This window comes from Actinomycetospora chibensis (genome assembly GCF_028737215.1).
Classification (GTDB): Bacteria; Actinomycetota; Actinomycetes; order Mycobacteriales; family Pseudonocardiaceae; genus Actinomycetospora; species Actinomycetospora chibensis.
The window spans coordinates 119621-141882 of record NZ_JAQZAM010000004.1 but is presented as its reverse complement, the minus strand read 5'-3'; the positions used below and the strand labels follow the sequence as shown (position 1 = coordinate 141882).

Annotated in this window: 22 protein-coding genes; 11 read left to right on the top strand and 11 right to left on the bottom strand. The window is 74.6% G+C overall.

The annotated features are described in order from the left end of the window. Positions 1–23: 23 nt before the first annotated feature. The 4 genes from glpX (at position 24) to PH189_RS07460 (ending at position 4677) form a co-directional block, all read left to right on the top strand. Positions 24–1091 carry a class II fructose-bisphosphatase gene (gene glpX, locus PH189_RS07475; protein WP_274188139.1) on the top strand — a complete coding sequence of 356 codons (1068 nt, stop codon included), beginning with the start codon at positions 24–26 and terminating at the stop codon, positions 1089–1091. Positions 1092–1236: 145 nt separating this feature from the next. Next, a complete protein-coding gene (locus PH189_RS07470; RefSeq protein WP_274188138.1) occupies positions 1237–1725 on the top strand; it encodes a L,D-transpeptidase in 489 nt (162 codons plus the stop codon). Positions 1726–1762: 37 nt separating this feature from the next. Then, a complete protein-coding gene (locus PH189_RS07465; RefSeq protein ID WP_274188137.1) occupies positions 1763–3172 on the top strand; it encodes a class II fumarate hydratase in 1410 nt (469 codons plus the stop codon). Then, positions 3169–4677, top strand: coding sequence for an ATP-dependent DNA ligase (locus PH189_RS07460; RefSeq protein WP_274188136.1), 1509 nt, complete (start codon positions 3169–3171; stop codon positions 4675–4677). The genes PH189_RS07465 and PH189_RS07460 overlap by 4 nt, the downstream gene beginning before the upstream one ends. A gap of 12 nt (positions 4678–4689) precedes the next feature. On the opposite strand, the gene PH189_RS07455 is transcribed toward PH189_RS07460, so the two are convergent. Together PH189_RS07455 and PH189_RS07450 are read right to left on the bottom strand one after the other, a co-directional pair. After that, entirely contained in the window at positions 4690–4911 is a 222-nt protein-coding gene (locus tag PH189_RS07455) for a DUF3817 domain-containing protein (protein WP_337994136.1), read from the bottom strand. Positions 4912–5037: 126 nt separating this feature from the next. Further along, on the bottom strand, positions 5038–6147 hold the full coding sequence (locus tag PH189_RS07450) for a winged helix DNA-binding domain-containing protein (protein WP_274188354.1): 1110 nt from the start codon (positions 6145–6147) through the stop codon (positions 5038–5040). Positions 6148–6200: 53 nt separating this feature from the next. On the opposite strand from PH189_RS07450, the gene PH189_RS07445 reads away from it, so the two are divergent. Further along, on the top strand, positions 6201–7643 hold the full coding sequence (locus tag PH189_RS07445) for a GuaB1 family IMP dehydrogenase-related protein (RefSeq protein ID WP_274188135.1): 1443 nt from the start codon (positions 6201–6203) through the stop codon (positions 7641–7643). Here PH189_RS07445 and PH189_RS07440 read toward each other — a convergent pair. Continuing rightward, positions 7630–8628, bottom strand: coding sequence for a GlxA family transcriptional regulator (locus PH189_RS07440; RefSeq protein WP_274188134.1), 999 nt, complete (start codon positions 8626–8628; stop codon positions 7630–7632). The genes PH189_RS07445 and PH189_RS07440 overlap by 14 nt on opposite strands. A gap of 100 nt (positions 8629–8728) precedes the next feature. Here PH189_RS07440 and PH189_RS07435 point away from each other — a divergent pair, with 100 nt between their 5' ends. Continuing rightward, positions 8729–9280 (top strand): hypothetical protein, encoded by a 552-nt coding sequence (locus tag PH189_RS07435; RefSeq protein WP_274188133.1) that lies wholly within the window; start codon positions 8729–8731, stop codon positions 9278–9280. 84 nt (positions 9281–9364) lie between these two features. On the opposite strand, the gene PH189_RS07430 is transcribed toward PH189_RS07435, so the two are convergent. Next, the gene (locus PH189_RS07430; RefSeq protein WP_378014933.1) at positions 9365–10714 is read right to left on the bottom strand and encodes a PhoH family protein; all 1350 of its coding nucleotides are present in this window, start codon (positions 10712–10714) and stop codon (positions 9365–9367) included. A gap of 396 nt (positions 10715–11110) precedes the next feature. Further along, positions 11111–12442 (bottom strand): DUF885 domain-containing protein, encoded by a 1332-nt coding sequence (locus PH189_RS07425; protein WP_274188131.1) that lies wholly within the window; start codon positions 12440–12442, stop codon positions 11111–11113. Positions 12443–12774: 332 nt separating this feature from the next. Here PH189_RS07425 and PH189_RS07420 point away from each other — a divergent pair, with 332 nt between their 5' ends. Beyond that, positions 12775–13242 (top strand): hypothetical protein, encoded by a 468-nt coding sequence (locus PH189_RS07420; RefSeq protein ID WP_274188130.1) that lies wholly within the window; start codon positions 12775–12777, stop codon positions 13240–13242. A gap of 127 nt (positions 13243–13369) precedes the next feature. On the opposite strand, the gene PH189_RS07415 is transcribed toward PH189_RS07420, so the two are convergent. Then, entirely contained in the window at positions 13370–14149 is a 780-nt protein-coding gene (locus PH189_RS07415) for an isoprenyl transferase (RefSeq protein WP_274188129.1), read from the bottom strand. A gap of 154 nt (positions 14150–14303) precedes the next feature. Between PH189_RS07415 and trhA the strand changes: the two genes are divergently transcribed. Beyond that, on the top strand, positions 14304–14990 hold the full coding sequence (trhA, locus tag PH189_RS07410; RefSeq protein ID WP_378014942.1) for a PAQR family membrane homeostasis protein TrhA: 687 nt from the start codon (positions 14304–14306) through the stop codon (positions 14988–14990). Positions 14991–15005: 15 nt separating this feature from the next. Here the strand turns inward: trhA and PH189_RS07405 are convergent, their stop codons facing one another. The 4 genes from PH189_RS07405 to mca all read right to left on the bottom strand — a co-directional run bounded on the left by PH189_RS07405 (position 15006) and on the right by mca (position 19077). Beyond that, complete coding sequence (locus PH189_RS07405; protein ID WP_274188353.1) at positions 15006–15692, bottom strand: hypothetical protein; 687 nt, start codon at positions 15690–15692, stop codon at positions 15006–15008. Positions 15693–15788: 96 nt separating this feature from the next. Next, on the bottom strand, positions 15789–17813 hold the full coding sequence (locus tag PH189_RS07400; protein ID WP_274188127.1) for a thioredoxin domain-containing protein: 2025 nt from the start codon (positions 17811–17813) through the stop codon (positions 15789–15791). A gap of 26 nt (positions 17814–17839) precedes the next feature. Further along, the gene (locus tag PH189_RS07395) at positions 17840–18172 is read right to left on the bottom strand and encodes a hypothetical protein (protein WP_274188126.1); all 333 of its coding nucleotides are present in this window, start codon (positions 18170–18172) and stop codon (positions 17840–17842) included. Beyond that, entirely contained in the window at positions 18169–19077 is a 909-nt protein-coding gene (gene mca, locus PH189_RS07390) for a mycothiol conjugate amidase Mca (RefSeq protein ID WP_274188125.1), read from the bottom strand. The genes PH189_RS07395 and mca overlap by 4 nt, the downstream gene beginning before the upstream one ends. Before the next feature lie 380 nt (positions 19078–19457). On the opposite strand from mca, the gene greA reads away from it, so the two are divergent. Continuing rightward, the gene (gene greA / locus PH189_RS07385; RefSeq protein WP_274188124.1) at positions 19458–19952 is read left to right on the top strand and encodes a transcription elongation factor GreA; all 495 of its coding nucleotides are present in this window, start codon (positions 19458–19460) and stop codon (positions 19950–19952) included. A gap of 6 nt (positions 19953–19958) precedes the next feature. On the opposite strand, the gene PH189_RS07380 is transcribed toward greA, so the two are convergent. Beyond that, entirely contained in the window at positions 19959–21158 is a 1200-nt protein-coding gene (locus tag PH189_RS07380) for a threonine ammonia-lyase (protein WP_274188123.1), read from the bottom strand. Positions 21159–21405: 247 nt separating this feature from the next. Between PH189_RS07380 and PH189_RS07375 the strand changes: the two genes are divergently transcribed. Next, a complete protein-coding gene (locus PH189_RS07375; RefSeq protein WP_274188122.1) occupies positions 21406–21768 on the top strand; it encodes a hypothetical protein in 363 nt (120 codons plus the stop codon). 41 nt (positions 21769–21809) lie between these two features. After that, complete coding sequence (locus tag PH189_RS07370; RefSeq protein WP_274188121.1) at positions 21810–22253, top strand: PPOX class F420-dependent oxidoreductase; 444 nt, start codon at positions 21810–21812, stop codon at positions 22251–22253. Positions 22254–22262: the final 9 nt, after the last annotated feature.

The following is a 22262-nucleotide window of genomic DNA, read 5'->3' as shown; positions in this document are numbered from 1 at the left end:
CCGCCCCTGGAGGTGCACACCCGGTGAGCTCGCAGGAACCCGCTCGCGTCCGGACCCCTGAGCGTCCCGACCGCAACCTCGCGCTCGAGCTCGTCCGGGTCACCGAGGCCGCTGCCATGGCCGCCGGCCGCTACGTCGGCCGCGGCGACAAGAACGGCGGGGACGGCGCGGCCGTCGACGCGATGCGCAAGCTCATCGGGTCGGTGTCGATGCGCGGCACCGTCGTCATCGGGGAGGGCGAGAAGGACGAGGCCCCGATGCTCTTCAACGGGGAGCAGGTGGGCAACGGCGACGGTCCGGAGTGCGACGTCGCGGTCGACCCGGTCGACGGCACCACGCTCATGGCCAAGGGCATGCCCAACGCCCTCGCGGTGCTCGCCGTCGCGGAGCGCGGGGCGATGTTCGATCCGTCCGCGGTGTTCTACATGGAGAAGCTCGCCGTCGGCCCGGAGTCCGCCGACGTCGTCGACATCGAGCGCCCCGTCGCGGAGAACCTGCGCGCCGTCGCCCGCGCGAAGGGCATCAACGTCTCCGACGTCACGGTCGTGGTGCTCGACCGGCCACGGCACGAGCAGCTCGTCCAGGACATCCGGGACGCCGGCGCACGCATCCGGTTCATCTCCGACGGCGACGTCGCCGGAGCCATCGCCGCGGCCCGACCCGAGAGCGGCGTCGACATGCTCCTGGGCATCGGCGGCACCCCCGAGGGGATCATCACCGCCTGCGCGATCGCCTGCATCGGCGGCTCGCTGCAGGCCAAGCTGTGGCCGAAGGACGCCGGGGAGCGCGAGAAGGCCCTCGCGGCCGGCCACGACCTCGACCGCGTCCTGCACACCGGTGACCTCGTGCGCGGGGAGAACATCTTCTTCTGCGCCACCGGCGTCACCAACGGCGACCTGCTGCGCGGCGTGCACTACCGCGCCGGCGGGGCGTCCACCCAGTCGCTGGTCATGCGCTCGAAGTCCGGCACCGTGCGGATGATCGACGCCTGGCACCGCCTCCACAAGCTGCGGGAGTACTCCGCGATCGATCTGGGCACGGACGATGCACCCGATGTGTCGATCTGGGGGCCCGAGGACTCGACGCGCTGACACGACACGGGGAATGATCGTCGTCCGATCCGGGGTATCCGGAGAGGACGCCACGGTCCCGGAGGTCCTCGTGCCATTCCTCAACCGGCCGCGCCGACGTCCGGCAGCCGCCCCCGTCACCCTGTTGATCGCCATCGTCGCGACGATGTCGGCCCTCCTGGCCGGGACGGCCACCGCGGACCCGGCCCCCGCGAAGCCGGCCCCCGCGCCGATCTCCCGGCCGGTGACGGACGCCCCGGCCACCGGGCTGCCGACGGTCCCGGCGATCCCCGCCCTCACGCGCGGTACGCCCTGCAGTTCGTCGGCGGTCGCGTGCGTCGACCTCTCCTCGCAGCAGGCCTGGCTCACCGACGGCGAGGGCAACGTGACCTACGGCCCGGTGGGCGCGCTCGGCGGGACGCGGAAGGACCCGACGCCGACCGGCACGTTCTCGGTCGACTACAAGGACGCCGACCACGTCAGCAACCTCTACGACGCCGACATGCCGTACTCGGTGTTCTTCGCGCCGGCGATCGCGTTCCACACCGGCAGCCTCTCGGAGCGCTCGCACGGCTGCATCCACCTCGGGCGGACGGCGTCGAAGCGCTTCTTCGCGAACCTCTCGCCGGGCGACACCGTGCAGGTGGTCTCCTGAAGCCCGGCGCGAGGAGCGCGGTGAAAGACTGCGCCCCATGACGGAGGAGCAGGAGTACCGGATCGAGCACGACACCATGGGCGAGGTCCGGGTGCCGGCCGCCGCGTTGTGGGCCGCGCAGACCCAGCGGGCCGTGGAGAACTTCCCGATCTCCGGACGCCCCATCGAGCCCGCGCAGATCCGCGCGCTCGGCCTGGTCAAGGGTGCGTGCGCGCGCGTCAACAAGGACCTCGGTGTGCTCGACGCCGACCTCGCCGACGCCGTGGCCGCCGCCGCGGACGAGGTGGCGTCCGGGGCACACGACGACCAGTTCCCGATCGACGTGTTCCAGACCGGCTCGGGCACCAGCTCGAACATGAACGCCAACGAGGTCATCGCGACGCTGGCCTCGCGCGCGTCGGGCCAGAAGGTTCACCCGAACGACCACGTCAACGCCTCGCAGAGCTCCAACGACGTCTTCCCGACGACGATCCACCTGGCGGCCGCCGAGGCGATCGTCCGCGACACGGTGCCCGCGCTGGACCACCTCGGCGCGGTGCTCAACCGGAAGGCGCAGGACTGGAAGCACGTCGTGAAGGCGGGCCGTACCCACCTCATGGACGCCGTGCCGATCACCCTCGGCCAGGAGGCCGGCGGCTGGGCGAGCCAGTGCAGCCACGGCACCGAGCGCCTGCGCGCGACGCTCCCCCGCCTCGCCGAGCTGCCGATCGGCGGCACCGCGGTGGGCACGGGCATCAACACCCCGGTGGGCTTCGGCGGCAAGGTCGTCGAGCAGCTGCGTCAGAGCACCGGCATCCCCGAGCTCTCCGAGGCCCGCGACCACATCGAGGCGCAGGGCGCCCGCGACGGGCTGGTGGAGGCGTCCGGCGCGCTGCGCACGGTCGCGGTGAGCATCTACAAGATCGCCAACGACGTGCGCTGGATGTCGTCGGGCCCGTCGACGGGCCTCGCGGAGATCCGCATCCCGGACCTCCAGCCCGGCTCGTCGATCATGCCGGGCAAGGTCAACCCGGTGATCTGCGAGGCGACGATGATGGTCGCCGCCCAGGTCATGGGCAACGACGCCACCGTCGCCTTCTCCGGCTCGCAGGGCAATCTCGAGCTCAACGTCATGATGCCGGTGATGGCACGCAACGTGCTCGAGTCGGCCCGCCTGCTGGCCAACGCCGCGCGGCTCCTGGCCGACCGCGTCCTCGAGGACACGGAGGCCGACGAGGAGGCCTGCCGCCGCTACGCCGAGTCGTCGTCGGCGATCGTCACGCCGCTCAACCGCCTCCTCGGCTACGAGGAGGCCGCGAAGATCGCGAAGACGGCGATGAAGCAGCGCAAGACCATCCGCGAGGTCATCGACGACGAGGGCTACGTCTCCGACGGCAAGCTCACCCAGGCCCAGCTCGACGAGGCCCTGGACGTCCTGGCGATGACCCGGGTGGACCAGGCGCAGTGACACTGCTGGGCGAGGTCGTCGCCGCCTCCGCGGAGGTGGCGGCGACCCGCTCGCGCAAGGCCAAGACGGCGACGCTCGCGACGCTCTTGGCGGGCCTGCAGCCCGACGAGGTCCGGCCCGCGACGGCCTGGCTCGCGGGCGAGATGCTGCAGGGCCGCACGGGGATCGGCTGGCGCACGCTGCAGTCGGTGTCGCCGACCCCCGCGTCCGACTCCACCCTCACCGTCGGCGACGTCGACGCCGCCCTCGACCGGCTGGCCGCGCTGGCCGGCTCGGGCACCGGGGTCGGCGCGCGGCGCGCCGCCGAGCTGGGCGGGCTGCTCGACGCGGCGACGCCGGACGAGGGCCGCTTCCTCGTGCGCCTGCTCGGCGGCGAGCTCCGTCAGGGGGCGCTCGAGGGGATCATGATCGAGGCGGTGGCCTCGGCCGCGGAGTTGCCCGCCGAGGCGGTGCGCCGGGCGTTCATGCTCTCCGGGCGGCTGCCCACCACCGCGCACGTGGCGCTGACGGGCGGGGACCTGGGCGCCATCGGCCTCGAGGTCATGCGTCCGCTGCGGCCCATGCTCGCCTCGCCGGGCGACTCGCTCGAGGCGGCGCTGGCCGAGCTGGGCGCGCCGGACGGCGACCCGGGTGTCGTGGTCGAGCACAAGCTCGACGGCGCCCGCATCCAGGTGCACCGGCGCGGCGACGAGGTGCGGGTCTGGTCGCGGACGCTGCGGGAGATCACCGACGGCGTCCCGGAGATCGTCGCGCTGACCCGGACCCTTCCCGTCGAGACCGTCGTGCTCGACGGCGAGACCCTCGCCGTCGCCGAGGACGGCCGCCCGCGACCGTTCCAGGAGTCGATGAAGGGGCTCGGCTCGGGCGCCACGGCGCCCTGGTTCTTCGACTGCCTGCACCGCGACGGCGTCGACCTGGTCGACGAGCCGCTCTCGACACGGCGGGAGGTGCTCGCGGAGGTCGTCGGCGACCGACTGATCCCCGGCGTCGTCCGCCCGACCGCCGCGGGGGCGGAGCAGGCCGTCGCCGACGCCCTCGCCGCCGGGCAGGAGGGGTCGATGGTCAAGGCCCTCGACTCGACCTACTCCGCGGGCCGTCGCGGACGGTCGTGGCAGAAGGTCAAGCCGTCGCACACCCTCGACCTCGTCGTCCTCGGCGTCGAGTGGGGCTCGGGACGGCGCCGCGGGTGGCTGTCGAACATCCACCTCGGCGCACGGGGTGCGGACGGCGAGTTCGTGATGATCGGCAAGACCTTCAAGGGCATGACCGACGACATCCTGCGCTGGCAGACCGAGACGTTCCCGCGGTACGAGACCCACCGCGACGACTGGACGCTCTACCTGCGGCCCGAGATCGTCGTGGAGATCGAGCTCGACGGGGTGCAGACGTCCACCCGCTACCCCGGCGGCGTGGCGCTGCGCTTCGCCCGCGTCGTCCGCTACCGCGACGACAAGCCCGCCGCCGAGGCGGACACCCTCGAGACGGTGCGCGCGCTGAAGATGTAGCAGCCCCGGGTCTCAGCCGAGCTCGCCGCGCCGCACGGCACGGCGCTCGAACCAGATCGTCGCCGCCGGCGGGATGCTCGCCGCGAGGGCGAGCAGGGTCGTCCCGGTCGACCACCGGAACACCCGCGCGGTCACCAGGGCGACCCCGACGTAGGCCACGAACAGCGCGCCGTGGATCGGCCCGAACACCCGCACCCCGACGTCGTCGAACACGACGAGGTACTTGAACGCCATCCCGAATCAGCAGCCCGATCCACGAGCAGGCCTCGGCGATCGCAACGGCGCGGAACGTGCGCGCGAGAGCCGTCGCGCGGGAGCCGGGGAGGACCGTGGACACGGCTCCACTCTGCCGGGCGCCGATCAGCGGGGCGACGCGGCGATCGTCACGCGGTGGCTCGCGCCGCCGGAGAGGAACGCGGCGAGCGCCCGGCCCTCCTCGCCGACGTCCTGGCGGTCGGCGCGGGAGAAGCGCACCAGCGGGGTGACGGTGACGACGCCGTCGACGACCGTCCAGCTCGCCGCCACCCGCCCGTCGACCAGCACGAACCGCGTCCCGGCCACCGAGAGCCCGCGGTGGGCGTCGTCGATGAACCGCGAGCGGTCGTCGTAGCCGAGCACGAGGTTGTCGAACGCGGGCAGGAAGCGCACGGGGGCGGGCGACCCGGGGTCCGGGCGCGGCGCGTCGGGGACGTCGAGCAGCTCCCGGCCGCGCTCGTCGCGGAAGGCCACGAGCCGCTCCCGCACGCGCGCCACCGCCCGCGGCAGGCCGGCGAGCCCGGACCAGGCGCGCAGGTCGGCCGTCGCCGCCGGGCCGAAGGCGGCGAGGTAGCGCAGGACGAGGTCCTCGCCGACGGGGTCCTCACCCTCCGGCCCCTCCGGTGACGGCGGGTCGCACGCACGCCCGAGCCACGTCGCGAGCGCGACGCTGCTCGCCGGGCCGGCCTGGCCCCACAGCCCGCGCGGCGGCACCTGTACGAGAGGGACGAGCACGCTCACCGCCTCGCCGAGCACGCGCGGCGACACGTCCGGCCACCGCTCGGCGAGCACGCGGCCGGCGGCCGGCAGGGTGCTCGGCTCCTGCGCGAGGAGCTCCCGCCCGGCCTCGGCCAGCGCCCCGAGGTCGACCCCGGCGAGCTCCGCGCGATACACCCCGAGCAGCCGCTGGAGCAGCATCGCGTCGTGGCGCGACCGCCAGGCCAACGCGTCGTCGGCCGTCACGAGGTGGACGGTGCGGCGCATGAGGTGCGTGCGCACGACCCGGCGCTCGACGAGCAGCGCCGAGAGCTCCGCCGGGTCGAACCCCGCGAGCCGCGACCACAGCCCGGCGAACGGCTCCTGCGGCTCCTGGGCCTGCAGCCCGCCGAGGTGCGCGACCGCGTCGAGGGCCGGCAGCTCGGCGCGCTCGAGCAGGAACTGCCGGGCGAGCGCCGCCCGGTTCAGCGCGCGGGTCCCGAGGACGGTCACGCACATCAGCTTCCCAGCCACCCCCGACCGCCACCCCCGACCGCGTAGCCTCGTGACACGTGCACTTCCTCGACGGCGAGCACCCGCCCCACGACCTGACCTACGACGACGTCTTCCTCGTCCCGAGGCGGTCCGACGTGGCCTCGCGCTTCGACGTCGACCTCTCGGTCGCCGACCCGTCGGGCGCCACGATCCCGGTCGTCGCCGCCAACATGACCTCGGTCAGCGGCCGCCGGATGGCCGAGACGCTGGCGCGCCGCGGCGGCCTCGCGGTCATCCCGCAGGACGTCGACCCGGCGGCGGTGGCCGACATCGTCGCGGGGGTGAAGTCCCGGCACACCGTGTGGGACACCCCGGTGGTGCTGCACCCGGGCGACGCGGTGGCCGACGCGCTCAACCTCGTCTCGAAGCGCGCGCACCGCACGGTGGCGGTGGTCGACGACGCGGGCCGCCCGGTGGGGGTGGTCGGCGAGTCGGCGTGCCACGGGGTCGACCGCTTCACCCGCCTCGCCGACGTCCTCTCCCCCGCGGTGACGCTGCCCGTCACCACGGCGCCGCGGGAGGTCTTCGAGGTCCTGCAGGACCCCGCGCACGCCGGGGCCCCGGCGCTGGGCGTCACCGGCGACGGGCGCCTGGCCGGCATCCTCACGCGCACCGGTGCGCTGCGCACCGAGGTCTACCGGCCCGCCGTGGACGACGACGGGCGGCTGCGGATCGCCGCGGCGCTCGGGGTCAACGGCGACGTGGCGACCCGCGTCAAGGAGCTGGGCGCCGCCGGTGTCGACGTGCTCGTCGTCGACACGGCGCACGGCCACCAGGAGAAGATGCTCACCGCCCTGGCCGCCGCCCGCGAGGCGGCGCCGGACGCCGTGATCGCCGCCGGCAACGTCGTCACCCCCGAGGGCACCCGCGACCTGATCGCGGCGGGCGCGGACATCGTGAAGGTCGGGGTCGGGCCCGGCGCGATGTGCACGACGCGCATGGCAACGGGCGTCGGGCGCCCGCAGTTCTCCGCGGTCACCGAGTGCGCCGCCGCGGCCCGGGCCGCCGGTGGGCACGTCTGGGCCGACGGCGGGGTGCGCCACCCCCGCGACGTCGCGCTCGCCCTCGCCGCCGGCGCCTCGGCGGTGATGGTGGGTTCGTGGTTCGCGGGCACCTACGAGTCGCCCGGCGACCTGCTGCGCGACGAGCACGGCGCGGCCTACAAGGAGTCGTTCGGCATGGCGTCGAAGCGCGCCGTCACCGCCCGCACGCGCGGCGACTCGGCCTTCGACCGCGCCCGCAAGGGGCTGTTCGAGGAGGGCATCTCCTCCTCGCGCATGCAGCTCGACCCCCAGCGCCCGGGCGTGGAGGACCTGCTCGACAGCATCTGCGCCGGCGTGCGCTCGGCCTGCACCTACACCGGCGCCGCGTCGCTCGAGGAGTTCCACGAGCGCGCGACGCTCGGTGTGCAGTCCGCGTCCGGCTTCGCCGAGGGACACCCCCTGCCTAGTGGCTGGTGACTCGGCTGGTGACTCGGCTGGTGACTCGGCTGGTGACGAACGCCCGTCGGTGCTCCGACGGCGTCGTCCCGTAGGCGCGCAGGAAGGCGGTGCGCAGCGTCTCGGTGGAGCCGAAGCCGCAGCGCGCCGCCACCCGCGGCAGCGGCAGGTCGGTGGTGGCGAGGAGGTGTGCGGCGGCCTCGGTGCGGGCGCGGCGCACGTGCTCGCCCGGTGATCGGCCCAGGTGGGCACGGAACAGCCGGGTGAGGTGGCGCTGGCTCACGCCGGCCCGGTCGGCGAGGGCCGCGGCGCCGAGGTCGTCGTCGAGGTGTCCGGCGACGTGGTCGACCACGGCGCGGACGACGTCGTCGGCCGGCGGCGGTGCCGCCACGTGCACGCTCATCTGGGCCTGCGTGCCCGGCCGCTGCAGGTACGTCACCAGCGAGCGCGCGACCCCGCGGGCCAGGGCGGCCCCGTGGTCCTCCTCGACGAACGACAGTGTCAGGTCCAGTGCGCTGGTGACGCCGGCCGACGTGGCGACGGAGCCGTCCCGCACGAAGATCGGGTCGGGATCCACGGTCACCGCGGGGTGCGCACGGGCCAGCCCGCCGGCGAAGAACCAGTGGGTCGTGGCCCGGTGCCCGTCGAGGAGCCCGGCGGCCGCCAGCACCGAGGCCCCGGTGCACACCGACGCCACACGGCGGGCGTTGCGGGCGAGCCGACGGACGTGCGCCAGGACGACCTCGTCCGCCGCCGCGCGCTCGTGCCCGTACCCGCCGGCCACGATCAGCGTGTCGACCTCGCCGACCCTGCGCTCGAGCGCCTCGTGGGCGTCGAGACGCAGGCCCGGCCGGCACGTGACGGCCCGCCCGCCCGGTGTGAGCAGCCGGACCGCGTAGGCCGGATCGGCGCCGCGGTCGTTGGCGGTGGCGAGGGTGGTCGTGACGCAGGCGATGTCGAGCAGCTCGGCGTCGTCGTACGCCACGACGGCCACGCTCCGCTCCATGCTCCCGAGAGTAGGTCCGGCCGGACCATGTGCGCAGGAATCCGGACCTGCCGATCACATACCCTCAGGGGGTATGACCGCGTGGCGCACGATGCCCCGCATGACCACCCTGCACGGGCGGAGGGTCTCCGCCCTGATCCACCGCTGGCCCACCGCCGTCGGCCTCCTCGTCGCCCTCGGCGCCGTGCTCGGCGGGGCCGACCGCGACACCGTCGCGACCACGGTCGCCGTGGCGGCGTCCTGCTACGTCGCCGCCGCGGCGTTCTCGCTGCCCGCGATGGCGTGGCTCTGGATCCCGATCGCGTCGGTCCTCGCGGTCGGCGGCGCCTTCGTGGACCTCGATCCCGTGGTCACGACCGGGATCGTCGTCGCCGTGCTGGTCGTCGTCGGCCTCCTGCGGGGCGCGTCGCGGCCGGCACTGACCCTCGAGAGCGCGGGCTTCGTCGGCTACGGCGTGTTCGTGACGGCCGCGCTCCTGCTCGCACCCGGCGTCGGCCTCGTCGTCGCGGCGCTGACCCTGATCGCACACGGGATCTGGGACGTGTGGCACCTGCGCCGCCACCGCGACGTCGTCCCACCGTCGCTCGCGGAGTTCTGCGTCGCGCTCGACATCCCGCTCGGCCTGGCCGTGCTCGTGCTCGCCGCCGCCTGACCAACGCCCGCCCGACGAACGAACGGCGCTCTCGCTGCCTCGGAAGCTACGAAAGCGCCGTTCGTTCGCGGCGATCGGGACCCGCTAGAGGCGCTCGCCCTCCAGCATCTCGGTGACCAGCGCGGCGATCGGCGAGCGCTCCGAGCGGGTCAGCGTGACGTGGGCGAACAGCGGGTGACCCTTGAGCTTCTCGATCACAGCGGCGATGCCGTCATGCCGGCCCACCCGCAGGTTGTCGCGCTGGGCGACGTCGTGGGTGAGCACGACACGCGAGTTGGTCCCCAGGCGGGAGAGCACCGTGAGCAGCACGTTGCGCTCCAGCGACTGGGCCTCGTCGACGATGACGAAGGCGTCGTGCAGCGACCGGCCGCGGATGTGGGTCAGCGGAAGGACCTCGAGCATCCCGCGCTCGATGACCTCCTCGACCACGTTGGAGGACACCAGCGCGCCGAGGGTGTCGAACACCGCCTGCGCCCAGGGCGCCATCTTCTCGTTCTCGCCGCCCGGCAGGTAGCCGAGGTCCTGGCCGCCGACGGCGTAGACCGGACGGAAGACGACGACCTTGCGGTGCTGCTGGCGCTCGAGGACCGCCTCGAGCCCGGCGCACAGGGCGAGCGCGGACTTGCCGGTGCCCGCCCGGCCGCCCATCGAGACGATGCCGACGTCGGGGTCGGTGAGCAGGTCGATCGCGATGCGCTGCTCCGCCGAGCGGCCGTGCAGACCGAAGACGTCGCGGTCGCCGCGCACGAGACGGACCTGCTTGTCCGGGGTGACCCGCCCGAGCGCGGACGAGCCCCCGCCGAGCAGCCGCAGCCCGGTGTGGCACGGCAGCTCGCGGGCCTCCTCGACGTCGGCGACGCCGTCGGCGAAGAGGGAGGACACCTCGTCCGGGGTCGCGGCGACCTCGGCGGTGCCCGTCCAGCCCGTCGTGGTGACGTCCTGGCCGTGGTACTCGTCGGCGGGCAGGCCGACCGAGGCCGCCTTCACCCGCAGCGGCATGTCCTTGGTGACGAGGGTGACGGGGTGCGACTCGGCCGCGAGGTTGAGCGCACAGGCGAGGATCCGGGAGTCGTTCTCCGCCGTCCGGAACCCGGCCGGCAGCACCGACGGGTCGGAGTGGTTGAGCTCGACCCGCAGCGTCCCGCCCTCCGGCGTCATGGGGATCGGCTCGTCGAGACGGCCGTGACGGATGCGGAGGTCGTCGAGCAGACGCAGCGCCTCGCGCGCGAACCAGCCCAGCTCGGAGTGGTGGCGCTTGCCCTCGAGCTCGGAGATGACGACGAGCGGGAGGACCACCTCGTGCTCGGCGAACCGCGTGGGGGCCCACGGGTCCGACAGGAGCACGGAGGTGTCGAGGACGTAACAGCGCGCGCCGTCGGCGGCCCCGGAGGGACCGGTGACGGGGGTGCTGTCGGTGGTGCTGGCGGTGCTCACGGAAGCGGGACGCTCGGCTGGTGCTGCGCTCACGACGACTCCCTCGAGCGGCCACGGCACCCGCGACCACTGTGTTCCTCGGCGGAACGGGTCGGCTAGTCCGGCGGCTCGACGGCGCGGTGGCGCGGCCCGGGGGCCGTCCTGCGCCATCGCGGGGCAGAACCGGGTGCCGGCCCTCCCCCGGGATCGGACCACGGCGGTCGCGTCGCGCCGACCGCGAGCCCCGACGCCGTGCTGGCGCTGGTGCCGCGAGCGGTGGACGTCCCCGTCCCGCTCCGATCTGCCACTACCGGCCTCCCCGGACGCCCCGCATCCGGTGCGGGTCCGTCGGCGCGGACGCTACCGCCGGTAGCCGGTCGCTGTCGCGCGCCGAGCGTGACGAGTTGGTGACGTGGCTCACCGACTTCCGGGCAGCAGGCCGCGTCCACCGACCGTTCGGCGCAGCCAGGGCGGCCAGGCGGCCCGTCGCGGTGCGGGCCGGGGCGCGGGCGTCGGGGGTCCGGCGCGCAGCTCCTCGGGTGTGGGCGGGTCGTCGAGGACCCGGGCGAGACGCGCTGTGACCGAATCCGGACCGGACCCGACGAGCCAGGGCCGCAGCAGCCGCGCGCCCTCGACGTAGGTCGTCGTGTGGGTGCGCCAGCGCGGGTGCGCCAGGAACTCCAGCATCCGGCGCGCCCGGGCCTCGTCGACGAGCAGCCAGCGGCGCAGGTGCGCGACGACCTCGGCGTCGGGCCGGTGCTCGGCGTGCAGCATCAGCGCGGCGTCCTGGCGCACGGGCGCCAGGCGGGCCATGACGGCCTCGACGGCCTCGCCGAGCGCGGCGCGGTCGAGGTCGGTCGGCACTCCCGCCGCCGCGAGCACCTCGGCGTTCCAGCGCCCCCAGCCCGGCCCGACCACCGCCTCGAGGCCGAGCTCGGCGGCGCCCTCGGCCACGAGGCTCTGCGGGGTGCGCGCGAGGAACACCTCGCGCTCGGGCCGTCCACCGCCCGTCGCCCGGGCAGCTGCGACGCGGCAGTGCTCCGTGTGGTGGCCCGGGTACGCCTCGTGGGCCACGAGCAGCGGCAGGTGGGTCACCCGGTGCCCGATGCCGCCGTTCACCGTGATCGTCGAGCGCCGCGGGCCCACCCAGCGGCTGAACCCGCTCCACGGGGCGGTGTCGACGACCTCGAGCGTCACGTCCTCGCCCGGCGGCAGGCCCACGGTGGCCGCGGTGCGCTCGCGCAGGGCCCGCACCGCGGCGGCGAGGGCGGTCGGCAGGTGCCCGGGGGCGAGGCGGTCGCCGTCGCGGAACGCCGCCAGGCGCTCGGGGAGGGCGCCGGAGCCTCCGAGCAGCGCGTCGAGGGCCCGGTGGGCCTCCCGGTAGCGGTCGGGCTCGCCGCGGGCGATGCGCACGCCGTAGCTGCGCTCCACCTCGTCGATGAAGCCGATCTCGCGGCCGCCGGCCCGCTCCGCGAGCACCCGGCAGGCGCGGAGCTGGGCATCGAGGAAGGCGGCGCGGGAGCCCCCGGTGGGCAGGGCCTGCCGCAGGCGGTCCGTCTCGCGGGTGAGGTCGTCGGGGCGGGGCGCGGGCTCGGCCGCGACCCGCGCCGTGTCCGCCGGGTCACCGAGATGGGCGTCGAGCACCCCGGGCACGACCCGGTCCAGGCGCAGTGCGAGGCGGACATAGGCCCTCGCGAGCCCGTCGAGACCCGCGCTCCCCGCCCCGTCGACGTCCGGGTCCGCGACCACCGGACGAGGCTACGCCGCGTGGCCGCCGGAGGCCTCGTCCGGCGAGAGCCGGGTCTTGATACGACAGGCGGGTGTCGAGAGCCGCGACGCACCGCCACCGAACGCTCTGCCGACCGGGGAATGCACGGCGGACGTGACCGGCAAATCACCCGGTCATCCCACTCAAGTCGCAGTCGGAATTGTCAATCACTCGATGGGGGTTCTCCGCTGGAAATGCCCATCTCGAGGCGGCTAGCTTTTACCCCGTCAGCCGCACCGTCCGTGGGGCTGGAAGCCATTCGACGGGGACCCCGAATTCCCGCCGATGCCAACGAACGAAAATGGAGCACTGGATGCTGAAGAAGGCGGGAATCGTCGTCCTGGGCGCGACGGCGGGCATGCTCTCCCTCGCTCCGCTGGCCTCCGCCGGCGAGGCGCCCTCCCACGGCGGTGACCACGGCAACCACGGCCACCACCACGACAACGACGACCACCGCGGCCACCGTGGCGGCGGCGACTGCGACAAGACCGCGATCTCCTCGGGGAACCGGCTCGTCAGCCTGGACAACCTGGCGTCGAACCTCGACGCCGACAACGTGAACGTCCTCTCGCAGGACAACTCGCGTGACAGCGACTGCGGCGGCGGCCACGGTGGTCGCGACGGCCACGGCCACGGCCACGGCCACGGCCACGGCGGCCGCGACGGTGGCGGGGACCGTACGGCGATCTCCTCGGGCGACCGTCTGATCAGCGCCGACAACATCCTGGCGAACGCCAGCCTGGACAACATCAACGTCCTGAGCACGGACAACTCGCGCTAGTCCGCACGTCCGAAGGACGATCCGTGCCCATCGGGGGATGGCACGGGTCGACCACGGACGGGGGGAAGACGAGAACGGCCCCGGGGAGCGCTGCTCCCGGGGCCGTTCTCGTGCGCGCACCCGCTGGTCAACCGCCCCAGCGACGATTCCGCCGAGAATAGTCGCGCAGGGCCCGCAGGAAATCGATGTGACGGAACTGCGGCCACAGGGCCTCGGTGAAGTAGAACTCCGAGTACACGGACTGCCACATCAGGAAGCCCGAGAGCCGCTGCTCACCGGACGTGCGGATCACGAGGTCGGGGTCCGGCTGGCCCGACGTGTACAGGTGCTCGGCGATGTGGTCGACGTCGAGGACCTCGGCGAGCTCCTCGATCGACGTGCCGGCCTCGGCGTGGCGCAGCAGGAGCTTGCGCACGGCGTCGGCGATCTCCTGCCGCCCGCCGTAGCCGATGGCGACGTTGACCTCCATGCCGTCGCGGCCCGCCGTGCCGTCCGCGGCCGCCTCGATGCGCTCGGCGAGCGGCCGGGGCAGGGCGTCGGGGTTCCCGACCACCCGCAGCCGCCACCGGCGGTCCGGGGCCGCGAGCCCCTCGACCGCCGAGGCGATGATCTCGAGCAGCTGGTCGAGCTCCGCCGTGGGCCGGTCGAGGTTGTCGGTGGAGAGCAGGAACAGGGTGACGACCTCGACACCGGCCTCCTGGCTCCAGTCCAGGAGCTCGACGATCTTGGCCGCGCCGACGCGGTGGCCGTCGCTGGGATCGGCGAGACCCGCCTCCCGCGCCCACCGGCGGTTGCCGTCGAGGATGACCCCGATGTGACGCGGCGGCGTGCTCGTCGCCCCACGACGACGCAGCCGCCGCTCGTAGAGCGAGTAGGCGACCCGGCGCAGATCGTCCCGGAGTGTCACGGCGGCCCACGGTAGTCGGTGCGTCCGGCCGCGCGGACGCCCGTGACCCAGCGGTGACGGTCCGGGAACGGTACGACGACGGCCTCACGACGGCACAGCGACGGGCCGGCGAGCGCCGTCACACCGGCCGGGCCGCACAGGTTCCGGCCCTATCCTGGAGCCCGTGACCGTCACCGACCCCCACGCCGACGAGGTCCCGGTCAAGCCACGCCTGCGCGGCTGGTTGCACCTGTGGTCGTTCGTGGTCGCGGTCGCGGCCGGGATCGTGCTGGTGTCCCTGGCCGGCGCGACCGTGTCGGCGGAGGCGGCCGCCGCCGTGGCCGTCTACTCGCTGACGGTGTGCGGCGTGTTCGGGGTCAGCGCGCTCTACCACCGCCGGACGTGGCACACGACGCGCGCGCGGACGCTCATGAAGCGCCTCGACCACGCGATGATCTTCATCTTCATCGCGGGCACCTACACGCCGTTCGCCGTGCTCGCCCTGCCCGAGCGCACCGGGCTGATCGTGCTGGCCATCGTGTGGGCGGGCGCACTGGGCGGCGTCGCGCTCAAGATCGCGTGGCCGCACGCCCCGCGGTGGGTCGGGGTGCCGTTCTACCTGGCCCTCGGCTGGGTCGCGGTCTTCGTGATCCCCGACCTGCTCCACCGCGGAGGCGTGGCGGCGCTCGTCCTGCTGATCGTCGGCGGGTTGTTCTACAGCCTGGGCGCGGTCTTCTACGCCCTGCGCCGCCCCGTCGGCTGGCCGAACACCTTCGGCTTCCACGAGTTCTTCCACGCCGCGACGGTCATCGCCGCGGCCTGCCATCACGTGGCGATCTGGCTGGTGCTCTACGCGGGTTAGGGCTCGACGCGAGCCCTACCCCTGCGGCGGGACCGGGTCGCCGCCGCCACCGTCGGGGTCCGGGCGGTCGTCCACGCCGCCGGCTCCCGGCGTCGCGGTGTCGTCGTCGTCGAGCACCGGGCCGCGGGTCCGCAGCTCGTCGACCGCGCTCATCGCGCCGCGCAGGTCGTCGAGCCACGTGCTGGCGTGCTCGCCGACCAGGGCCACCGCCCAGGCCAGCGCGTCCGACCGCGACCGGGCCACGCCGGCGTCGACGAGCGTGTCGAGCACCAGGCGCTCGGACTGGCGCAACCGCGTCATCACCGGCACCGAGAGCGTCGTGAACAGCTCCTCGACCTCGCCGATCCGCGCACCCCAGGCCACCTTGCGCCCGTAGCGGTGCTCGGCCTGCCGGGCGACCTCCATGCGCTCCTCGCGGGTCTCCTCGCGGAACCGCTCGATGCGCCCGTGCGACGCCGCGGCCCGCGCGGCCTCGTCGGCGTCCGCGCCCAGGTTCGGCGCCGCCAGCTCGCCGACGACGAGGATCTCCTCGCGGTCGACCGTCACGGTCGGCGTGCCCGCGAACCATCCGTCCGGGAGCCGGCCCGCGAGCCAGCCCGCGAGGTCGTCGGTGCCGGGCAGGTCCGTCGGGACCCGTCCGCCGCTGCGCCGTCCCGGACCGCCACGCCCCGGCCGTCCCCGATGTCCTCCGCGTCCCACCATCATGACGCTCCTCCTCCGCCTTCTTGCTGTGCTTACAGCATTACACAGCAACGGGCGCGCGGGTGTTCGCCGATGGCGAAGCCGGAGGCCGGTGCGTCAGCGGGAGAGCGCGGCGGCGAGGTCGTCGGCCGCGGTGCGGGGGCGGTCGCAGACGAAGCCGCGGCACACGTAGGCGGCGGGCTCGCCGTCGACGAGGGGACGGTCGGCGAGCAGGGGCACGCCCTCGGCGTCGGGCTCGCCCGCGACGACCACCGAACCCCCGGGGGCGTAGCGCCGGGCGGTGTCGGCGAGACGCACGCGCCCGGGGGCGTCCGCGGCCACCACGGCGACCTGGAGCGGCCCGTGGGCGGCGGCCTCGGCGACGCCCAGCCAGGAGCCGGCGAACCGCGAGTGCCGGGAGAGCAGGGTGCCGACGGCGTCCACCGCGGCGTCGGCGAGCTCGCGGTAGCGCGCGGACGCCTCCGCCTCCACGAGCAGCGACGCGGTGAGCAGGGCCCCGGCCAGCAGCGAGGACCCGCACGGCGTGGCGCCGTCGGTGATCTCGCGGGGCCGGGTCACGAGAGCCTCGGCGTCGTCGGCGGTGTCCCAGAAACGGCCGGTGTACGCCCCGTCCTCGCCGACCTCGGCGAAGTGCTCCAGCGTCGTCTCGAGCAGTGCCCGGGCCTCGGTGAGCCACCGCGCCTCGCCCGTCGCCTGGTGCAGCGCGAGCAGCGCCTCGACGAGGGCGGCGTGGTCCTCGAGCACCGCGGGGGCGTCGCCGACCTCACCGTCCCGCGAGGTCCGGCGCAGCCGCCCGCCGACGACGTGGGTGCGCAGCAGGAGCGCGACGGCGCGCCGGGCGGCGGCCAGCCACTCGCTGCGCCCGAGGGCCGCCGACGCCTCGACCAGCGCGGTGACGGCCAACGCGTTCCACCCGGCCACGACCTTGTCGTCGCGCTCGGGCTGCGGGCGGCCCGCGCGGGCGCCCAGCAGCGCCTTGCGGACCGCCTGCCAGCGACCGGGGTCGTCGGGATCGACGGGCATCCGCAGCGTGGAGCGGCCGTGCTCGAAGGTGCCGCCGGCGGTGACCCCGAGCAGCTCCGCGGCCCACGCCCCGTCGTCGGCGCCCAGCACCTCGACGAGCTCGGCGGGGCTCCACACGTAGGTCGAGCCCTCCTCGCCCGCGGCGTCCGCGTCGAGCGCCGAGGCGAAGCCGCCCTGGGCGGTGCGCAGGTCGCGCAGGAGGAAGGCCGCCGTCATGTCGGTGACGCGGGCGGCGGACGGGGAACCCGTCAGCCGGGCCAGGTGGGCGTAGACGCGCAGCAGCTGGGCGTTGTCGTAGAGCATCTTCTCGAAGTGCGGCACGGTCCACGTCGCGTCGACCGAGTAGCGGGCGAAGCCGCCCGCGAGCTGGTCGAACAGCCCACCGCGGGCCATCGCCTCGGCGGTGATGTCGGTCATCGCGAGCGCGTCGGAGCTGCCCGTGCGCTCGTGGTGGCGCAGCAGGAACTCCAGCACCGCCGACGGCGGGAACTTGGGCGCACCCCCGAAACCTCCGTGCAGCTCGTCGAAGTCGCCGGTCAGGGCCACCACGGCCTCGGCGAGGGTGTCGGTGTCGACACCGGCGGGCGGCAGCGACCGGGACACCGACGCGAGCCGCTGGGTGATCGAGCGGGCGGCGTCGCGCACCCGCTCCCCCTCGTCGCTCCACGCCCGCACCACGGCGCCGAGCAGCTGGGTGAACGACGGCATACCCCCGTGCGGGCTCGCCGGGTAGTAGGTGCCGCAGTGGAACGGGTCGCCGTCGGGGGTGAGGAAGCAGGTCATCGGCCAGCCGCCCTGGCCGGTCATGGCCTGGGTGGCCTCCATGTAGACCGCGTCGACGTCCGGGCGCTCCTCGCGGTCGACCTTGATCGCCACGAAGTGCGCGTTGACGTACGCCGCCACCTCGGGGTCGGAGAACGACTCGTGCGCCATGACGTGGCACCAGTGACACGCCGCGTAGCCCACCGAGAGCAGGACGGGCACCTCACGGCGGCGCGCCTCGGCGAACGCCCCGGACGACCAGGGCTGCCAGTCGATGGGGTTGTCGGCGTGCTGCCGCAGATAGGGGCTGGTGGAGCCGGCGAGCCGGTTGGCCATGACCGGATCCTCGCAGCCGCCCGGGGTCAGGACGAACCGGTCCCCGGCGGATCCGTGGTGCGGTCGGTGCGCGGCGCCGTCGGCGCCACGGGGCCGTCGGGGTCCGGCGGGCCGTCCGCCGGACCACGTGCGCCCTCGCGCGACTCCGGCGGCTCCGGGTCGAACGACGGCGGCACCTTGCGCAGCTGCTTGTTCATCGAGCGGATGAGCAGGGCCGTCGCCAGCCCGAGCAGCAGGATGACGACCAGCGCGATCGGCGAGGTCTTGCCGAACTCCTCCCCGCGCTCGGACCCCGGGGGCGCGCCGGGCGGCGGCGCCGCCAGCGGCAGCACCGTCCACCACACGGCGAGGGGCGTCATGCGTCGACACGCTCCCGGACGCCCACGAACAGGTCGTCCCCGGGCCGCTCGTTGGTCTCCTCGGTGTCCACCAGGGAGCGCGCCAGCTCGTAGTCCTCGGTGGGCCACACACGCCGCTGGAGCTCGAGCGGCATCTGGAACCAGCGGCCGTTCGGGTCGATCTGCGTGGCGTGAGCCCGCAGCGCGTCGTCGCGGACGTGGAAGTACTCAGCGCACGTGACGCGCGTCGTCACGCGCTGACCCGGGTCGGGCCGGGAGTCGTCCCAGCGGTCGAGCCACTCCGCCCACGGCGACTCCAGGCCCGCCTCGAGCAGGGCGTCGTGGAAGGCCTGGATACGGGCCTTGGAGAAGCCGTGCGAGTAGTAGACCTTCAGCGGCTGCCACGGCTCGCCCGCGAGCGGGAAGCGCTCCGGGTCGCCCGCGGCCTCGAACGCGGCCATCGAGACCTCGTGGCAGCGGATGTGGTCCGGATGCGGGTACCCGCCGTTCTCGTCGTAGGTGACGACGACGTGCGGCCGGAACTCACGCATGACCCGCACGAGCGCCTCGGTGGGCACCTCGAGGGGCTCGAGCGCGAAGCAGCCCGGCGGCAGCGGGGGCTTCGGGTCGCCCTCGGGCAGCCCGGAGTCGACGAAACCGAGCCAACGGTGCGACACACCGAGGATCGCCGCGGCCTTCGCCATCTCGGCGCGCCGCGTGCCCGGCATGTCCGCGTTGACCTCGGGGGTGTCCATCGCGGGGTTGAGGATGCTGCCCGCCTCGCCACCGGTGCAGGTGACGACCATGACCTCCACGCCCTCGGCGACGTAGCGGGCACAGGAGGCGGCGCCCTTGCTGGCCTCGTCGTCGGGGTGGGCGTGCACCGTCATCAGCCGCAGCGGCTGGTCGGTAGGGAGTGCGCTCATCGTCTGTCCGGAGCCGTCCTCGTGCGTCGTTCTGCTGACTACCGGGGTGCAACACCCCGGTCGTCCCCCATCATCCCGGGCACCCCCGACAGCTCCGCCCGCGGACTCCGCGCCACCCCCCTCTTGACAGAGAAAGCGCAGGTGGGCAAGGCCCTTCATGCGCACCGGATCCGCAGCGCGGCATCCTCGGACGGGTTCCGAGCGGCGCCCACCGTGTTACCGTGTGGCGACACGGCCCGCATGCCGCGGGTCGTGTTTTTCCGTCTGTGGCCCCCGGGCCGCGGCGCCGCCCACCCGGCGCGGTGCCATTCCAGGCCCGTGAGGAGAACAGGCCGCCGACCCGCGTCGCGCGGGCCCGGACCTCCGAGGAGTTGATCACCGTGACCGAGACGCAGACGCAGGTGACCTGGCTGACCCAGGACGCCCACGACCGGCTGAAGGCCGAGCTCGACGACCTCGTCGCCCAGCGTCCCGTGATCGCGCAGAAGATCAACGCCGCGCGGGAGGAGGGCGATCTCAAGGAGAACGGCGGCTACCACGCCGCCCGCGAGGAGCAGGGCGTGATGGAGGCCCGCATCCGGCACCTCCAGGAGCTCCTGCACACCGCGAAGGTCGGCGAGACGCCCACCGAGAGCGGCACCGCCGTCCCCGGCACGGTGCTCACCGTCCGCTTCGAGGGCGACGACGACAGCGAGACGTTCCTGCTCGGCTCGCGCGAGGAGGGCGCCCACGGCGACCTCGAGGTCTACTCGCCCAACTCCCCGCTCGGCTCGGCGCTGCTCGGCGCCAAGGCCGGCGAGACCGTGAGCTACGACCTGCCCGACGGCGGGTCGATGGAGGTCACGCTGGTTTCCGCGGAGCCCTACAGCTCCTGAGGCCCCTCACTCCGGCGCCACCTCGTACCCGGCGCCGGCCAGGTCGTCCAGGATCGCCGCCGCGTGCTCGTGGCCCCGCGCCTCGAGCGTGAGGGCGACGTCCACCGCGCCCAGCGACCTCCCGGACCCCATCAGGCGGCGGTGCTCGACGTCGACGACGTTGCCCCCGGCCGCCCCCACGCGCCGCAGCACGTCGGCGAGGTAGCCGGGGCGGTCGGGCAGGCGCACGCGCAGCGACGCGTAGCGACCGGCGGCCACGAGGCCGCGGCGCACGAGGTCGACGAGCATCAGCGGGTCCGCGTTGCCCCCCGACACGACCGCCACGACCGGGGCCGCCCAGCGCTCCGGGTATTCCGCGATCGCGGCGACGGCCGCCGCCCCGGCCGGCTCGACGAGCAGTTTCTCCCGCTCGAGGCTGCGCAGGACCCCGCGGGCGAGGGCCTCCTCGTCGACGGTCACGATCTCGTCGACCAGGGCCTCGACGTGGGCGAACGTGACCTCGCCGGGCCGCGGGACCGCGATCCCGTCCGCGATCGTCGCGCCGGTGACCGTGACCGGTGCCCCGGCGGCCAGCGACGGGGGCCACGCGGCGAGGCCCGCCGCCTGGGCGCCGACGACGTGCACCCCGCGGTCGGCCACGGCGGCGGCGATCCCGGAGATCAGCCCGCCGCCGCCGGTGCACACGACGATGGTGGCGACGTCCGGCACCTGCTCGAGGATCTCGAGGCCGACGGTGCCCTGCCCCGCGACGATGTCGGGGTGGTCGAAGGGGTGGATCAGCACCGCGCCGGTGCGCTCCGCGAACGCCGCCGCGGCCTCGAGCGTCTCGGCGAACGTGTCGACGAGCTGCACGTCGGCGCCGTAGCCCCGGGTCGCGGCGAGCTTCGGCAGCGGCGCACCGGCGGGCATGAACACCGTGGCCCGGGTGTCGAGCAGGCGGGCGGCCAGCGCCACGCCCTGCGCGTGGTTGCCCGCGCTCGCGGCGACGACCCCCGGCGCGCGGCCCTCCGGCCCGAGGCGCTCGATGCGCCGGTAGGCACCACGAATCTTGAAGCTGCCCGTGCGCTGCAGGTTCTCGCACTTGAGCGACACGGGTCCGCCGGCGAACCCCGACAGCACCCGCGAGGGCGCGACCGGCGTGGTGCGCACGACCCCGGCCAGCGCCACCCGGGCGGCCTCGACATCCGCGCGCTCGACCAGCTCCACGCCGACCGATCCTGCCTTCTCGCCGCGACCGCCGTCCGGGTGGTCCGGCCCCCGGTAGGCGAGCGGCGGACGGGCGGTGGCGGGGCGCTGGCGGACCCCGGTCCCTCGTCGCGGATCGAACCGTCGACCGGTCGTCGCCGAACGCCCGACGCCGATCGCCCCGCCGTGCGCGCGCCTCACGCCCGCCACGCACGTCGGTAGCCTCGTGGGGGCGGCGTGAGGCATCCGCTCCAGGGGGTGAGACGGCATGGCGATCGATCCGGTCGGCCCGGCGCCGGGAACCTCACGGCCTGCCCACACGTTCTCCGACGTGTCGGCCTTCGCCCCTACGACTCCCCTCGCGACGGCTGCTGCGCCCGCCGCCGCGGCGGACGCCTCTCCCGCGGACGGCACGCGCGCGTCACGGGTGGCCCGCGCACTGCCCCTGCTGCTCGCCGCGCTGCTCGCGGTGGCGGCCTTCGGCACCGTCGGCAACGCCGGGTGCGACGACCCGGGCACCTACGTCAGCACCCCGGACGGCATCGCCCTCGTCGGGGGCTGCGTGAAGCCCGGTGACATCGACCCGATGACCGATCCCTCGATGCACGACCCGGCCTCCCGCCGCGGGTAGGAGCCGCTGACGATCCCGGCCTGCGGGGCCAGGATCGGGGCATGACCGCCCCTTCGTCAGACCTGCCGTTCGACCCGCACGCTCTGCTCGCCGGGAGCCGTCTCGGCGTCCTCGCCACGATCAAGGCCGACGGCCGTCCCCAGCTCTCCCCCGTCATGCCGTTCTACGACCGCGAGGCGGGCACGCTCACCGTGTCGATGACCGAGGGGCGCGCCAAGACCGCCAACCTGCGCCGCGACCCCCGCGCCGCGCTGGAGGTGACGAGCGCCGACGGCCGGTCGTGGGCCACCGCCGAGGGCCCGGTGACGCTGGTCGGCCCGGGGACCGACCCGCACGGGCCGGAGGTGGAGACCCTCGTCGCGTACTACCGCGCCGCGGCCGGCGAGCACCCGGACTGGGACGACTACCGCGCGACCATGGTGGCCGACCGGCGCGTGCTCATGACGATGACCGTCGAGCACGTCTACGGCGACGCCCTGACCTGAGCTGAGCTG

What these genes read in the sequence shown, in the direction of transcription:
- PH189_RS07440 (WP_274188134.1), bottom strand. Translation starts at nt 8,628, where the DNA reads ATGGAGCGGAGCGTGGCCGTCGTGGCGTACGACGACGCCGAGCTGCTC.
- PH189_RS07465 (WP_274188137.1), top strand. Translation starts at nt 1,763, where the DNA reads ATGACGGAGGAGCAGGAGTACCGGATCGAGCACGACACCATGGGCGAG.
- PH189_RS07455 (WP_337994136.1), bottom strand. Translation starts at nt 4,911, where the DNA reads ATGGCGTTCAAGTACCTCGTCGTGTTCGACGACGTCGGGGTGCGGGTG.
- mca (WP_274188125.1), bottom strand. Translation starts at nt 19,077, where the DNA reads ATGAGCGCACTCCCTACCGACCAGCCGCTGCGGCTGATGACGGTGCAC.
- PH189_RS07450 (WP_274188354.1), bottom strand. Translation starts at nt 6,147, where the DNA reads ATGTGCGTGACCGTCCTCGGGACCCGCGCGCTGAACCGGGCGGCGCTC.
- PH189_RS07370 (WP_274188121.1), top strand. Translation starts at nt 21,810, where the DNA reads ATGACCGCCCCTTCGTCAGACCTGCCGTTCGACCCGCACGCTCTGCTC.
- PH189_RS07420 (WP_274188130.1), top strand. Translation starts at nt 12,775, where the DNA reads ATGCTGAAGAAGGCGGGAATCGTCGTCCTGGGCGCGACGGCGGGCATG.
- PH189_RS07375 (WP_274188122.1), top strand. Translation starts at nt 21,406, where the DNA reads ATGGCGATCGATCCGGTCGGCCCGGCGCCGGGAACCTCACGGCCTGCC.
- PH189_RS07435 (WP_274188133.1), top strand. Translation starts at nt 8,729, where the DNA reads ATGACCACCCTGCACGGGCGGAGGGTCTCCGCCCTGATCCACCGCTGG.
- PH189_RS07395 (WP_274188126.1), bottom strand. Translation starts at nt 18,172, where the DNA reads ATGACGCCCCTCGCCGTGTGGTGGACGGTGCTGCCGCTGGCGGCGCCG.
- PH189_RS07470 (WP_274188138.1), top strand. Translation starts at nt 1,237, where the DNA reads ATGTCGGCCCTCCTGGCCGGGACGGCCACCGCGGACCCGGCCCCCGCG.
- PH189_RS07400 (WP_274188127.1), bottom strand. Translation starts at nt 17,813, where the DNA reads ATGGCCAACCGGCTCGCCGGCTCCACCAGCCCCTATCTGCGGCAGCAC.
- PH189_RS07405 (WP_274188353.1), bottom strand. Translation starts at nt 15,692, where the DNA reads ATGGTGGGACGCGGAGGACATCGGGGACGGCCGGGGCGTGGCGGTCCG.